The 13887-nt window shown below is 68.9% G+C and carries 10 protein-coding genes and 2 pseudogenes; 4 read left to right on the forward strand and 8 right to left on the reverse strand.

Annotated features, from left to right (window positions below; genetic code table 11):
• Positions 1-169: 169 nt before the first annotated feature.
• A pseudogene (locus ACH4EW_RS31955) lies at positions 170-535 on the reverse strand (DUF6233 domain-containing protein); the annotation flags it as partial.
• A 275-nt stretch (positions 536-810) separates the two neighbouring features.
• Between ACH4EW_RS31955 and ACH4EW_RS31960 the strand changes: the two are divergent.
• Complete coding sequence (locus ACH4EW_RS31960; protein ID WP_398262989.1) at positions 811-1644, forward strand: NAD(P)H-binding protein; 834 nt, start codon at positions 811-813, stop codon at positions 1642-1644.
• Positions 1645-1763: 119 nt separating this feature from the next.
• On the opposite strand, the gene ACH4EW_RS31965 is transcribed toward ACH4EW_RS31960, so the two are convergent.
• From ACH4EW_RS31965 to ACH4EW_RS31980, 4 genes and pseudogenes are all read right to left on the reverse strand, one after another.
• A complete protein-coding gene (locus tag ACH4EW_RS31965; RefSeq protein ID WP_398262991.1) occupies positions 1764-2081 on the reverse strand; it encodes a hypothetical protein in 318 nt (105 codons plus the stop codon).
• 216 nt (positions 2082-2297) lie between these two features.
• On the reverse strand, positions 2298-3389 hold the full coding sequence (locus ACH4EW_RS31970; protein ID WP_398263007.1) for a hypothetical protein: 1092 nt from the start codon (positions 3387-3389) through the stop codon (positions 2298-2300).
• Between the two features lie 32 nt (positions 3390-3421).
• Positions 3422-3936, reverse strand: a pseudogene (locus tag ACH4EW_RS31975) (transposase); the annotation flags it as partial.
• A gap of 747 nt (positions 3937-4683) precedes the next feature.
• On the reverse strand, positions 4684-5985 hold the full coding sequence (locus ACH4EW_RS31980; RefSeq protein WP_398262993.1) for a M20 family metallopeptidase: 1302 nt from the start codon (positions 5983-5985) through the stop codon (positions 4684-4686).
• A 633-nt stretch (positions 5986-6618) separates the two neighbouring features.
• On the opposite strand from ACH4EW_RS31980, the gene ACH4EW_RS31985 reads away from it, so the two are divergent.
• On the forward strand, positions 6619-6909 hold the full coding sequence (locus tag ACH4EW_RS31985) for a hypothetical protein (RefSeq protein ID WP_398262995.1): 291 nt from the start codon (positions 6619-6621) through the stop codon (positions 6907-6909).
• A gap of 175 nt (positions 6910-7084) precedes the next feature.
• On the opposite strand, the gene ACH4EW_RS31990 is transcribed toward ACH4EW_RS31985, so the two are convergent.
• Genes ACH4EW_RS31990 through ACH4EW_RS32000 form a run of 3 tightly spaced genes read right to left on the reverse strand, consistent with a single transcriptional unit; the run spans position 7085 to position 11032 of the window.
• Positions 7085-8026: a GNAT family N-acetyltransferase gene (locus ACH4EW_RS31990; protein ID WP_398262997.1), complete on the reverse strand. Its 942-nt coding sequence runs from the start codon at positions 8024-8026 to the stop codon at positions 7085-7087.
• A gap of 4 nt (positions 8027-8030) precedes the next feature.
• Entirely contained in the window at positions 8031-8453 is a 423-nt protein-coding gene (locus tag ACH4EW_RS31995; protein ID WP_398262999.1) for an SDR family oxidoreductase, read from the reverse strand.
• Positions 8450-11032, reverse strand: a complete 2583-nt coding sequence (locus ACH4EW_RS32000; RefSeq protein WP_398263001.1) for a hypothetical protein — start codon at positions 11030-11032, stop codon at positions 8450-8452. The genes ACH4EW_RS31995 and ACH4EW_RS32000 overlap by 4 nt, the downstream gene beginning before the upstream one ends.
• 155 nt (positions 11033-11187) lie before the next feature.
• Here ACH4EW_RS32000 and ACH4EW_RS32005 point away from each other — a divergent pair, with 155 nt between their 5' ends.
• Together ACH4EW_RS32005 and ACH4EW_RS32010 are read left to right on the forward strand one after the other, a co-directional pair.
• Complete coding sequence (locus ACH4EW_RS32005; RefSeq protein WP_398263003.1) at positions 11188-12351, forward strand: ROK family protein; 1164 nt, start codon at positions 11188-11190, stop codon at positions 12349-12351.
• Positions 12352-12610: 259 nt separating this feature from the next.
• Positions 12611-13870: a Gfo/Idh/MocA family protein gene (locus ACH4EW_RS32010; RefSeq protein ID WP_398263005.1), complete on the forward strand. Its 1260-nt coding sequence runs from the start codon at positions 12611-12613 to the stop codon at positions 13868-13870.
• Positions 13871-13887: the final 17 nt, after the last annotated feature.

Raw genomic sequence — 13887 nt, forward strand, 5'->3', positions numbered from 1 at the left:
ACCCCGCAACCACCAGGGACTCACCACCGGACGTCCCGCAGCACCGACCGGTGAAAACCACCGTGCCACCGGCTCCCCGTGGACGCATAGGCCGCGCCGTCGAGCGCTGGCTCCACAGGAAGCCGCGACAGGACTACGCCCACTGGCCGAACTTCTGACACACCTCAGCTCAGCTTCCACCGAATCCCTGGTCGAAACCCTTGAGCACAGGGTCCAACTCGGCCGCCGCGCCGCATAGGGAACACAGTCGGGTACCGGGATGCTCCGCCGCGTCCAGCGCCTGCTCCAGTGTGAGAACCGGCGCCCCAGCCGGAGCCTCCGTGCAGTCGACGGCATGCACGGCACCCCGGCCAGGACCGCGGCCGCCTGCCTTGGCCAGTACCCAGCCGGGTGGGCGGCGCGGCCCCAGCGCCTGCTCGACGATCGTGGGCGGCTCCAGGTACTCGGTGGGCACGGCGTCGTACGAGACGCCGTCCACGGGCCGTACGTGCTCAGGTGCCCGGGCCCAGACCCGGTACTCGGCAGGCTCCACCGCGTCATTGGACTGGTGGAGAGCCGGTATTCCGAGGGTGTGCTATTCGTGGTTCAAGGCGTGCGCCGGGCCCTGCCCGAGAGCAATGATCCGGTTCACCGTGCCGCCGAGGCAGGCTCCAGACGCCGACCCCGCCATGTAGTTCGTCGGAGGGCAGTTCCCTGGGCGAAGCACCGGGTTCTCCGCGTATGCGTGGCAGTGGAGCCTCCTTGACCTGAAGTGCGATTGAGCTTCTAGCGTGTCCTGAAGTTGATCTCTGACGACAGGAGAACGCGTTCATGATCCTCGTGACCGGAGCCACCGGAAATGTGGGCAGTGCACTACTGAGGGAGTTGCAGGAATGCGGTGCGGGGCTGCTCAGAGGATTCACCCGTGACGCTTCTCGGGCGTCGTTCCCCAAGGGGGTCGAGGCCGTTGAGGGTGATTTCGCGGCTCCGGAGTCGTTGAAGCCTGCTCTGGACGGGGTGCGCTCGCTGTTCCTCGTCTCACGTATAGGCCCGGACGCGGAGATCATCGCGGCTGCTGGGCGGGCGGGTGTGGAGCACGTGGTCCTGGTGTCGTCGATTACCGTCCAGAGCCATCCGCATCTGGGCCCTGCCGGCGAGAACCTGACGGTCGAGCGGCTACTCAAGGACAGCGGCATGGCTTGGACGATCCTGCGGCCGACGCAGTTCGCCTCGAACGCCATGATGTGGGCGGCGTCGATCCGCAGCGGTGAGACGGTCCGTGCGCCGTATGCGGAAATCGGGCTGCCCACGATCCATCCCGCCGATATCGCGTCTGTGGCGCGGGTTGCGCTGACCGAGCCCGGCCACCGGGGGCGGACATATGCCCTGACCGGTCCGGAGCCGGTGACAGCCCGGCAGCAAGTCGAGGCCATCGCGGCAGCACTCGGGCGGGATGTGCCCTTCATCGAGATCAGCCGACAGGAGGCTCGTGATCAGATGACTGCGGTCTTCGGGGAGGAGGCCGCGGATGCGGTACTTGATGTCACAGGTGGAGACGTCAATGACGAACTGCTGGCAGTGCGCGACACGTTTTCACAGGTCACCTGCTTCCCGGGGAGGCCGTTCCGGCAGTGGGCTGAGGAGAATGTCCACGTATTCCGCTGAGACAGCGAGTCGGTGAGAGCTATTCCTCCGATGGTCACAGAGTCCGCGTTCACGATGGTGCGCAAGCGAGGCGGTCCGTGCCGAGCGTTCCGTTAGTCGGTGATCCTGTGTGCCGCAAGTTAGGCGCTCCAATCGTCTTTGGCATAATTCGCCCACCTCTGGGCGGTGTTGGGGTGGATGTCGAAGAGGTCGGCGACCGCGATGGGCGGGAGGCTGGTGACCGCTTCGATCATGGCGGTGTTGCGGGCGGAGAGAACTGGCAGCCCGAACTGGTTCAGCAGGTTGTGCGTACCGACCACGTTCCGTGGCCTTCCCGGTGCCTTGCCTGGGAAGAGGTAGCCGTCTCTGTTGCCGAACTGCTGGAGCATCCGTGAGTCGGTCACGGGCTGGGCGATCTGCTCCTCGATGAGGACGGCCAGCTTCGGCGGCAGTAGCACGGGGTGACGGTCGAGGGTGAGGTAGGCGCCATTGTCGTCACGGTGGAAGCGGTCGGTGGTCAGGACGACGATGCGGGAGACAGGGACGGCATAGAGCCTGATCAGGGCACCGATGATGCGTGCTTCCCGAGGAATGGTGTCGTTGTTGAGGCAGCGCCGGAGCTGGTCGTGGAGGTCTTTTTTGTCAAGGAACTCGGAAGAGTTCCTCTTGGACGGTCAGGAGATGGCGAGCTTGCCGGTGAGGCGTCGGGCCCTGATGCCGCCGGTGGCGGCCAGGGCGGTGTAGCGGCCCCGGGCCGCGCGTCGGCGGGCGTCGCGGACGACGTGCCACTCACCGAACGCCCTGATCACTCGGGCTTGGTGCGGCGGGAGTTGTCGGAGGGCGTTGGCCAGCCATAGTTCCAGGCGGGCGAGGTCCTCGTCTCGGCGGGGCAGAACGCCGGCCGCGACGAGCAGACCGCGAAGGTAGCGTATGGGCTCGTTCTGGGGCAGCGCGTCCAGCGTCTCGTGGTTGAACTCGCCTTGCAGGAGAGCGAGTTCGGCGAAAAGTTTCGCGCTGCGGCTGCGTCGCAGCCAGTTGAGGACCGCATAGGGATTACCCGTGTCTGTCAATGCCGCGGCCAGAGGCTTGAGCGGCAGGGGAACGGTGCCGTCCTCGGTGCTGAGCAGGTCGTGGACGCGGTCGGTGAGGACGCAGCGGGGGCAGCGGCCATCGTCGTAGATGTCGTCCGGTGCGTTGCACTGTCGGCAGCAGGAGTTGGGGGCGTCCATGCCGCAGCAGGCCCGGCAGATCTCCCCACCATCGGCGCCGCGGGCGACCATCACGCGCAGGCGCCCGCAAGCCGAGCACGGAGCGGGCACCTGGGTGCGTCGCTGATAGCAGCCGGAGCAATGATCGCCGATGGGCCAGGTGCTGTGTCCGGGTTTCATCTCGCCGCAGTCATCGCACTTCCGGATCGGCCGTGGCCAGCACGACATGCAGTGGAACGCTCCGTCGCTGGCGGTGGCGTGACGGCCGTGACGGAAGCGGCCGCAGACAGCACAGGTTCCCTTGGCCCCGCGGTAGCAGTGGGTGCAGGCGTCCGTCTGGCCATCGGCCTGGCGGGCCGCGATGGCGCGCTCCTCACCGCAGATCCCGCAGCGTCGCTTCGGGGCCTGATAGCAGTTCTTGCAGCGTGGAGCACCGTCGTCATCGCTGTACCTGTGCCGGGCGACCGTTCCGCAGTGTGTGCACTCGCGCTCGGGCCGCGGGGTGCAGTTGGTGCAGAGCGCGGTGCCGTCGTCGAGTCGGCGGCCCGGATTGCGCACCTTTTCGCATTCTCCCGGTGCCGCTCGGTGTCCGGGATTCCCGCCTTGGCACGGCGGCGCCGGATCGCCCCGGCCATCAGCTTGTCCTGGCCGTACTTGGTGTCGTCCCAGCTCTCGGGCAGGAACAGGCGCCAGTCGACAGCCGATGACGCGCGGTCGCTGACCAGGTTCACACTGACGCCTACCTGGCAGTTGCCGCGCTTGCCCAGCGCGCCGCAGTACATCCGCGCCACCCCCGGCGAGTCGTAGCCGTCCTTGGGGAAGCCGACATCATCGATCGCGTACGCCTCGGGAGAGATATGCGCGGCAGCCCAACGAGCCAACCGCTCACGGACCTTGGAGTAATCCCAGGTCGAGGAAGAAACGACTGCTGCAGCTGCTGATGGTCCACCCCCAGGCGCTCAGCCATCGGCTGCATGGACTTACGCTTGCCGTCCAGCATCAGCCCACGCAGATACAGCTCACCCTTGGCCCGCTGATCCCGACGCGCCAGCGAACCAAGCATCTCCACCGCGAACGCCTCCAGGCGCGGGCGGACAATCTCCATCTCCTCAGGTGTCACACCTGACAGAAGATCACAACCTAACTGGCGATGATCAGTCGGGGTACCTAACAAAGCCCTACTAGGAGAAACACGGGTCCGCCACAAGGCGGCGGACCCGATACCGAACGCCTGACTGACGTCGATGCCTATGTAGCCGTCCGTGCGCCCCGTCTCATCGCCGGGGCCACCATGCCCTTGTCGGTGGGGTGTCCTGTGACTGACGGGAAGACAGCAGAGTTCAGGTCAGGCATCATCGCGTGTGCCCGCGGATCAACCGCTCTGGGCCGCGGGCAACCTTCTTCTGCGTACTGTCGACCCCTCGTTCGGCCCAGCCACCGGCCCCCGGCGTGGCCGGGGCACTGTGGAAGACGGAGCCCACCCGGGAGCCCTTCGTACGCCGACCGGGCGGGCGCACAGCGAGCGCTGGCAGCCGGACACCGGCCGTTCAGGCAGCGGGTGGACAGCACCCTGACTCTGACGGCGACCATCGCAGCCACCACGACGGCCATGTCTCTGACACCGGTCGTGCCTGAATACGGCGGGCCTTTCTGAGCATTCCGGATTACGCCCGCCGCCCCCACCGGAGGAGAAGGCCGCCCAGGAGCTCTTCGCCGATCCCCACACCTGCCCCGCGAGCGCTACCCCGAACCGGTCGGTCGCTTGGCTATGTAAGCGAGTTGCGACGTCGTTTCGACGAGAGATGGGGAGTCGCAGACTTGAGCGAATAGGCGATGTTCACGAGAACGGGAGTCAGTCGCCCCCGGCCCTGAATCCGCCTGACAGGCCCTGCGCCCCGTGGGTGCGCTCGGCGATCCAGCCAGCCATCGCCCGTACGCCGACGCCGATGGCGCGCTCATCTGGGGAGAAGTCGGGATAGTGCGGGAAGCTCGTTGTGATGGGTGCTCCAGGAGCACGGACGCCGAGAAATGTGTACGTACCGGGGATCCGGTCCAAGTAGAGGGCGAAGTCCTCACCGTTGAAGGGGAAGGCGGCACGAAGCTCGATGACCGTGTCACCGCCGATGGTCCGGCGTAGGTGGTGGGCGAGCAGGTTGGCGTCGCGCTCTGGGCAGACCATGGCCGGGAACGGCTCGGCGGGGAAGCGTGTCGCGGCCCCCAAGTACAGCATGCTCACTCGGCCAATGTCCTCACGGACCTTCACGTACCGCTCCGGCGGCCAGCAGCGATAGGACACACTCACCGTGGCCTCCTGGGCCCTGGCCCGCACGGCTACGAACCGGGCCAGCGGACCGTTGGGCGTTTTGGCGTCGGCGACGAGGCGCTCCAGGTCCGCTGGGGTCTGCGGCACCGCCACCGTTGCGAGCGCGCCGATGTCGGCAGTCAGGCGCCGCGCGGCATCGAGCGCGTCCGGCCCGGAGAGGGTCACCTCCGCCTTGTCCTGGCCCGGCAACCCGTAGCCCGGAGTCACAGCGAACTGGCCGACCGGAAACGGCCCGCAGTGCAGCGCATGGATCTCCTCGATGCCCATACGCTCCAACACGCCAGTGTCGATCAGTGCGCGGGCGCCGGACAGGGTCTCCTCGGCAGGCTGGAAGAGAAAAACCACTGTTCCGCTCAACTGCTGCCGCAGCCGTGCCAGGACCTGAGCGACGCCGATACCCACTGTGGTGTGGACGTCGTGGCCGCAGACGTGGGCCGGCGCGGGACCTGTCCCGACGATGTCTGTGGGCGGAACCGCGTCCATGTCCGCCCGGTAGGCAACGGTCCGGCCTGGACGCGTACCCCGCAGGACACCGACGACACCGTGGCCGCCCACCCCGGTGGTAACGGTCAGCCCCGCCGCCCGCAGCTTCCGGGCCACCGCAGCGGCCGTGCGCTGCTCCCGCCCCGGGGCTTCGGGGTGCCGGTGGATGTCCCGCCGCAACTCGATCAACGCGCGCTCCAGACGCGCCGTCTCGGCGGCCACTGCCGCCTGTCTCACCGGTCCTCCGCGCCCACCGGCCACGGCCTTCCCCGCGCCTGCAAAGACCGTTCCCACACTGGCCGCCGCTGCACCGGCCAGTAACGTGCGGCGCGCGAGAGCGCGTTCCATGGGACGACTCACTGTTCCCCCTTCGGATCACGTTGTTTTCCGGGACACACGATCGCCGGACACTGATGCCGCTGCCTATCCAGCCAGCCACCGTGTGGGAGTGGTGGTAACCACACCACGAGGAATTGCCGCGTTGACGCTGCTGTCTCCTTGAGCGCCGGTCCGGTGACCGCGAGGCCGAACACCTGTCTTGATCGTGCGCAATGGGTGACTCCCAATCTCATCGACATTGATCTTGGTTGCGTCGTACGAACTGACTCCCAAAGTCGTCGACAAATGACTCCCGTTCTCGCGTATGCAGCCAACGCGGAACGGCAGCCCGGTTCGCCGATGGCCGTGCGGCCGCCCGGACGGGTGACAGCCGTAGCCGTGCTGCTCTCCGCGGGTCGCGGGGGTGCCACCGGGCCCGTAGACAGGGAAGGTGCAGCCCGCGGTCTTGACAGGACGACCTGGGCTGCTGCCCCGCGCCGCGGCCCGCGCCACCCCAGAGGGCGCGGGCCCCGGCGACACCCGGCGGAAGGAGCATCGCGGACTGCAACGTTCAGGACCTGCCTCGACGTGAGCCGACCGCGGACGTCCTTCCGGCCTCGGTGAAGCTGTTGCCCAGACGCTCGCGGAGCTGGCTCATAGGGGGTGACGCTCGCGCCGTCGACCGTTGAGGAAACCATCGAGAAGGACCTCAACACCGTGGCCGAGCGGCTCGGGATCCAAGTGCACTCCGCCTGGCGGTACTTCGACGCCAAGGCCACAGCCGATCGCCTCGCGCAGAGTCTGTCCTCCTACGAGGAGAGCAGCAACGAGAAGGGCGTGCGCCAGGCCCCGATGCTGCCGCTCGACAACCCCGAAATCGCCCTGGCCTCGCTGGTGTACCGGACTCCCTGGCCCAGACCGGCAGCGACCTGTACGCGGTCGTCATCAACGTGACGGTCATGGCCGGCCACATCCACGGCGAGGACGGCTGCGCCGGATGCAACGGCAGCCGCGACAAGCTGAACCCACGGGGCTCAGGTCGAAGTGCGCCCGGTTCTGGCCGAGGTCCCGGTGACGTGCCCCGCTGAGTGGACGGCAGGCAAACACATCGAGCCCTGGGACTGTTGGCTCAGAACGAGTCGCCATGCCAGTGGGTTGCTCCCGTGGCCTGCAGCGTGGCGCGTATCGCCTCCGGCGGGGCAAGGAGCGGGCGGGCCATACCCACCGTCTGCGCCCGCTCCCGGGCCTGATCCTGGGCGAGAAGCCGGGGCAGGGCAGCGCGGACGGCTGGGTCCTCGGGGAGGTGAGCCCGGCCGACTGTGGCGCCCGCCGCACGGGCCCGGCGGGCCACCGCAGCGAGCAACTCACCGAGGGCCGCCGGTGCGGCTTCCGTCACCGCGCACTCGCGGACCTCGACGGCCTCGCCGATGTGCTGGGTCACGGTGTAGCCGACCGCGGTCCCCCCGTTGTCCTCGGCGATGAGCCATTCGGCGCCGGGGCCGTACCAGGCGGGCACGCGGTGGATCCAGTCGTTGGCCGTCCGCACCGCGGTGAGTGGGCGTGCGGCGTTGAATCCGGCGTGCAGTTCTGCCAGCCGCGGGGCGTCGGTCGGGGTGGCCGCACGGATGTGGAAGCGGGGCTCGGGTGGGCCAACAGTGGTGAGCGGGCCCTCAGCCCAGGAAGTGCGGAAGCCGGTCCAACCCGAGCGCTCGTAGACCCCGGGAGTGGCCGTGAACAGCAGGGACCATGTGCAGGACTCGGCGGTCATGGCCTCGGCGGCAATGGCGAGCAGCCGGCGAACCAGGCCCTGGCCCCGTGCCTCGGGGCGGGTGGCGACATTGCCGATACCACCCACCCGTTCGACCCGGCCGCGGGCGTCGCGGAGCTGCCGCGGCACGTAGCAGACGACGGCGTCGACCGTGTCACCGCGCGCGGCCACGAAGGTCCGCCGGTGGCGGTCGGGGTCCAGGGCGTGCAGCGCCGGGAGGTGCGGGGCGTCGAAGCAGATCGCCCATAGCGCGTGCACGGCTGCCTCGTCGGCCGGGGCGAGGGTGCGCAAGGTGTGTGTCATGGCGTCAAGTTTCCTTCTGTGCTGACCCGGTCACCAAAGGGTGGCAGAGCTGAGCGTCGTACGCCGCGTACGCGGCGGGACAGATGAAGCGCATCCGGTGCATCTGTTCGGCGAGCACTCCGCCGTCCACGACGATCCGGGCCCCGTTGATGTACGCCCCGGCATCCGAGGCGAGCAGCAGCGGGCCCACGTTCTCGTCGGGCACCGAGTAGCAGCCAAGCGGAATACGCTCCCGGTAGGCCGTCTCGAACGCATCGCGGTCGAAGGGGAACACGCCGTCGATCGGGGTCCGGGCCGTGCCGAGTGCGAGGGTGTTGGCGGTGATGCCGTTCGGTGCGAGTTCGACGGCGAGGGCTGAGCGCCGCATCGACGACACCGGGCCACGGCGTACGGTCGCCGCGGCCTGGTGTCCGCGCGTGGGTGTCACCCACGCCTGGTCTGTTGAAGGCTCACCGCGTCGACGTATCCGGTCATGAGGTTCCACGCGGACGAGTACAGCGAGATGAGGACCGACGCCGTACCAGGCGGAGCCGTACCACTCGCCTGCGCGTCGATCCAGCGCCGCTGGTCCGCGCTGCGGAGCGGTGCGCTCGCCATCCGGCCGACCGGCTGGCCGGCCCTGTCGAGGAAACTCAGCAGCAGCACCGAATCGTCGGTGCTCCCGTCCTCGATGTATACCTTGGCACGGGCCCGGTAGTACGCCCCCGCGGCAGCCGGCACCGGCTCACTGGTCAGCTCCGCCGACGCCTCGGGGCCGCTCCGGGCCGCATCGACGATCTTCATGCTGCGTCTGCCGGTGTACGCCCGCTCTTGGGAGAGGGTGAACAGGGTGCCACCGCCCTGCCACCCTGGGACGGCGCCGTCGTCCAGCGGCGCCACCTCGAAGCCGGCGTTGTCGACGGCCACGGCGCCGGCCAGGCCGTGGCGCACCGGGATCATCCGCAGCCGGGACTCCGCCGTCTTGCCGAGGAAGTAGATGTTCTCGTGGCCGTCGGCGTCCCGGGCCAGGGTCATGAAGGCGACCTCCTCGTCGTAGTCGCCGAGTGTCACGTGGTCCATGGTTTTGGGGTCCACAACGGTGAGCTTGCTGGCCAGGGTGGTGTACAGCAGGCCGTCGGCGCCCCAGCGGAGGTAGACCGGCCGCCACATGCCGTAGTTCTTCACCTCAGGGTAGACGTTCTTGTACTTGACGACCTGGAGGGTGTCCGGGTCCATCGCGAACAGGAATCCGTCGGCCGCGCCCCACAGCAGGCCGTCGCGGCCGAAGCTGAGACCGCTGATCATCTTCGGGCTGTCGAGGCCGGGGAGGTCGAGAGCGAACTCCTTGACCTTGCGTTCGCCGGCGACATCCCAGACGAACATCTTGGCCTCGGACTCAGTGGCGTCGGTCCCCAGACCGCCGTAGACGGTGGTGGAGCCGTAGATCCGTCCGCCGCGCTGGGCGAGCCCGGCGACGCTCTGGTTGTGGACGATGTCGGGGTAGGTCTTCTTCTCCCCGTCGGCGGGGTCGTAGATGGTCAGCGCGCCGCCGAGCTTTCCGTAGTCGGGGATGGAACCGATGAGCAGCTTGCCGTCGTGGGCCTTCACCACGTACGGCCGGTCCTGTTCGGAGCCGAGACGGAACTTCTCGGAGACGGCCGGGGTCGCCGCGTCCAGCTTCGCCGAGGAGATGATGCCTCCGGGGTAGATGCCGAAGTACATCGTGTCGCCCAGGCCCGCCATGCCCTCGGCCTGGCCCATCGGGAAGCGGGTGGTGCGGCCGGTGCGAGGGTCGAATCGGGACCCGGTGCCGCCGGGGTAGCCGCTCATGAACAGCGTGCCGTCCGGCGCCGCCTCCAGGTTGTGCAGCGGGTTCGGCGCGCCCTGCACCACCGAGGGCAGCGCCTTGCTCCGCCGTGACGCGATGTCGAAAGCGGTGATCCTGCCGCCCGACTGCAGGGTGACGAGCGAGGTCCCGGGGAGGTCCGGATCATTGAGCGGTATCCAGGCGGCACCGCGCAGCGAGGTACCGAAGGCGATTCCGGTCGAGCGGGACTCCAGCGTCGCCGTGTCGATCTCGTACAGCTCGCGGTTGTTGGTGACGTACACCTTCCCGTCCCGCGACTGAAGCTGGTTGAAGGAGAAGGCCCCCGCGTCGGAAGGCGTGTTCTTGCCGACGGACTTGTCGCTCCACTTGCCGGCGTCGAGGTCGTAGAAGAGCAGCTTCATCTGCGGGTCGCTGAACTTGACGAACAGCCAGCCGTCGACGACCGTCATGTCGTAGGCGAAGGGCACCTCGTGGGGCTCCACTCCGAGGAGCGCCGGGACCTGGTCGGAGATCTTCGTCTTCGTACCGGTGGCGGTGTCGAGCCGGATGACGTCACCGACGGAGCCGACGCCCGCGTAGACGGATCCGTCGTGGTAGGCGATGGAGCGCACGTACTGCTGGCCGGGCACCATCTGCCCGTAGTCGTGGAAGTCCTTGCTCTGCGGGTCGTATCTGAACACCTTGCCGTTGGGGAAGGTGCCGATCCAGACATTGCCCTCCGGGTCCGTGGTCATCGACCACAGCGACTTCTCGCCCGGAACGGTGCCGAGCTCGCGCACTTCCTTGTCGGCCGGGCTGTAGCTCCACAGCTCTCCTGTCTGGCCGCCGGTGATGGCGGCGATGTAGACGGTGCCGTCGGGGCCGATCGCATGCCGCCAGGACTGCTGCACGCCAGGCAGCGTGAACGAGCGCAGCAGCCGGTTGTGCCGGATGTCGATGACGTTGAAGATCGCGTTCTCGGCGGAGACCGTCGTGTACATCGTGGGCCGGCCGTCCTCCGTGCCCACCACGGCGTCGTTGATGGAGACCGTTTCCTGCTGGACGCCGAGGTCGGCCTCGGGGCCGAACCACGTCCGGTCCAGTGCCGATTTACTGGTGCCGCCACCTCCCCGGGCCGCGGCCAAGGGGGCAGGCCCCGCGACCAGAACGGTCAGGGCGAGCAGCAGGATGAGGAGTGGTCTAGGGCGTTTTCGGGGCATCGTGGTCCCTCCGGGTTATGAGAGTCTTCCCAATAAGTGGGCGTTTTTTCCGCGGACCTGAGCGACCTCTGCGTCCTCCTGGCGCTTGACCATCGCAATATTTTCGTGGACTCTCTGATTAATCCCTACGGCTGAAACGACGTCAAGAGGAGTACATGGACGCATCCCGACCCGCCGGCGGTGACTTGGCGCAGCTGCGTCGGCTCAACGCGTTCGGCGCGCTGCGGGCGCTGAGAAGTGCCAGCGCGCCGGTGACGCTGACCGAGCTGGCCACGCTCACCGGTCTCTCCCGCGCCTCGGCGGAGGACCTCGCCACCGAGCTGACCGACCAGGGGTGGGCGGCCGAAGTCCCGCCCGCGCCCGGCGCGGTGGGGCGGCCGGCCCGCCGTTACCGGTTCCGGGGCGAGTCCGGTTACGTCTTCGGGCTGGACATCGGCGCCCACAGCGTCCTCGCCGTGCTCGCCGACCTCTGCGGCACGGTCGTTACCACGGCCCGCCGAACGGTGCCGCCGGACATCCGGCGCGCCGACCGGCTTGCCGTCATCGGCGACGTGATGACCGAGTGCCTGGACGACGCGGGAATCGACGCCCACCGGATCTGGACGATCAGCGCCGGCACCACCGGCGTCGTCGGCCCGGAGGGAGACGTCGTACTCGCGGGAGCGGCCGCCGACTGGACCGGTGTACGGCTCGCCGAGCACCTGGACGAACGCTGCGCCGGGGCGGTCCTGGTGGACAACGACACCCGGCTGGCCGCACTCGCCGAGCAACGCCTCGGTGCGGCACGGGACATCGAGGACGCCGTCTACCTCCACGCCGGTCTCGGCCTCAGCTCGGCGCTGATCATCGGCGGCCGGGTGCACCGGGGATACGGCGGCGCGGCGGGCGAGATCGGCAGCTTCCCCGTCACCCCCTGGGCGACCGCCGCCACCCGCCTGGCGTGTTGTCCCACCGTCCCGTCCGACGTACCCCCGCGGAACGCCGCCGCCCATGTGCTGGCCGCCGCCCGCCGGGGCGACACCGTCGCCGTGCGCGCCGTCGACCGCTACGCCAGCGACGTGGCCCTCGGCCTCGCGGCCATGGTGCTGACCGTCGACCCGCAACGGGTCGTGCTGGGTGGGGGACTGGCCCAGTCCGCCGACGTCCTGCTCCCGCGCCTCCGTAACCGTCTGGAGCCGCTGTGTATCCGGGTCCCCGATCTCCAGCCGTCCTCGCTCGGCGACGACCGGGTCGCGCTCGGTGCGATCTGGCGAGCCATCGAGCACGTCGAGACGACGTATCTCGCGCACAACCGGCGGCCCACGGCGGCGCGCCCGTGAACGGCCGTTCCGGACCTCCCGTCATCGACCCGGGCAGCCCGTGTTCCGGATCGCAGAGACCACTGCGCGGTCCGCCTTCCGGCTTTCAGGCGGCCCCGGTATGCGCCGTATGCATCGGCAGCCGGCCCCTGTCAGCTCTCCGCACCCGGTAGCCGTTGACGGCTCCGCGTCCAGGCATCGCCGCGGGAGACGCCTCCCGGCCCCACCGTACGCCTTGTCCATCGCGTGCCTCTCCTTTACCTCTACGGAGCTCTTGGGAATGTCCATGCACCTTCCGATATCCGATCGGCCCGTCCGCGTGGCTCTCGTCGGCGCCGGCAACCGCGGCCTCGCCTATGCCGCGTGGATCAAAGCCCACCCCGAACGCGCCCGCCTCGTGGCCGTGGCCGACCCCCGGCCGGCTGCCCGCGCCGCGGCCGGGGCGGAGCTCGAGTTCGACGACTGGCGGCCGCTCGTCGAGGGGGACGCCATCGCCGACGCCGTCATCGTTGCCACCCAGGACCGCAATCACGTCGAGCCCGTCCTGGCGCTGGCGCGGGCCGGGTACGCGATCCTCGCCGAGAAGCCCCTGGCGCCCAGCGAGGCCGAGACCCGCACCCTCATCGAGGGCGTGGAGAAGGCGGGCGTACTCTTCGCCGTCTGCCATGTCCTGCGCTACACCCCCTACACCGACCTGGTGAAGGAGGTTGTCGGCTCGGGCGTGCTGGGCGAACTCGTCAGCGTCGAGCACCTGGAGCCCGTCGGCTGGTGGCACTACGCGCACTCCTACGTCCGCGGGCCCTGGCGCAGTGAGCGGGCGTCCTCGCCGATGCTGCTCGCCAAGTCCTGCCACGACCTGGACTGGATCTCCTACGTCACCGGGGAGCGCATCGAGCGGGTCGCCAGCTTCGGTGGGCTCAAGCACTTCCGGCCCGAGAACGCCCCGGCCGGTGCCGCGGAGCGCTGCCTGGACTGCGTCGTCGAGGACGGCTGCCCCTACTCCGCACTCAAGCTGTACGTGCCGACGCTGCGCGAGAAGGGTGCGGTCTGGCCGGTCACCCACGTCACGGACTCCACGGACGAGACCGCGCTGCTGACCGCGCTGCGCGAAGGCCCGTACGGCCTGTGTGCCTACAGCGTCGACAACGACGTGGTCGATCACCAGGTCCTCGCCATGCAGCTGTCCGGCGGCATGACTGCGACGTTCACCATGGTCGCCTTCACCGAACAAACCGACCGCCAGACCCGGATCTTCGGCTCGCACGGCTGGCTGCGCGGCGACGGCAAGCGCGTCACCGTCCACGACTTCCGCACCGACGAGGTCACCGTCCACGAGGTCGACACGAGCGGTTCCAACGCCGCCGAGGGACACGGCGGCGGAGACACGGCGTTGGTTGATGCCTTCGTCCACGCCGTCGCCACCGGCGACCCGGCCGCGGTCCGCTCCGGCACCAAGGCCACGCTCGGCAGTCATCTGGCGGCGTTCGCCGCCGAACGTGCCCGGCACACCGGCACCGTCCAGACGGTGCCGGCCAAGTGACAGGCCCTCTTCCCGGC

Origin of the sequence: Streptomyces sp. NPDC018000 (genome assembly GCF_044328025.1) — a bacterium.
Classification (GTDB): Bacteria; Actinomycetota; Actinomycetes; order Streptomycetales; family Streptomycetaceae; genus Streptomyces.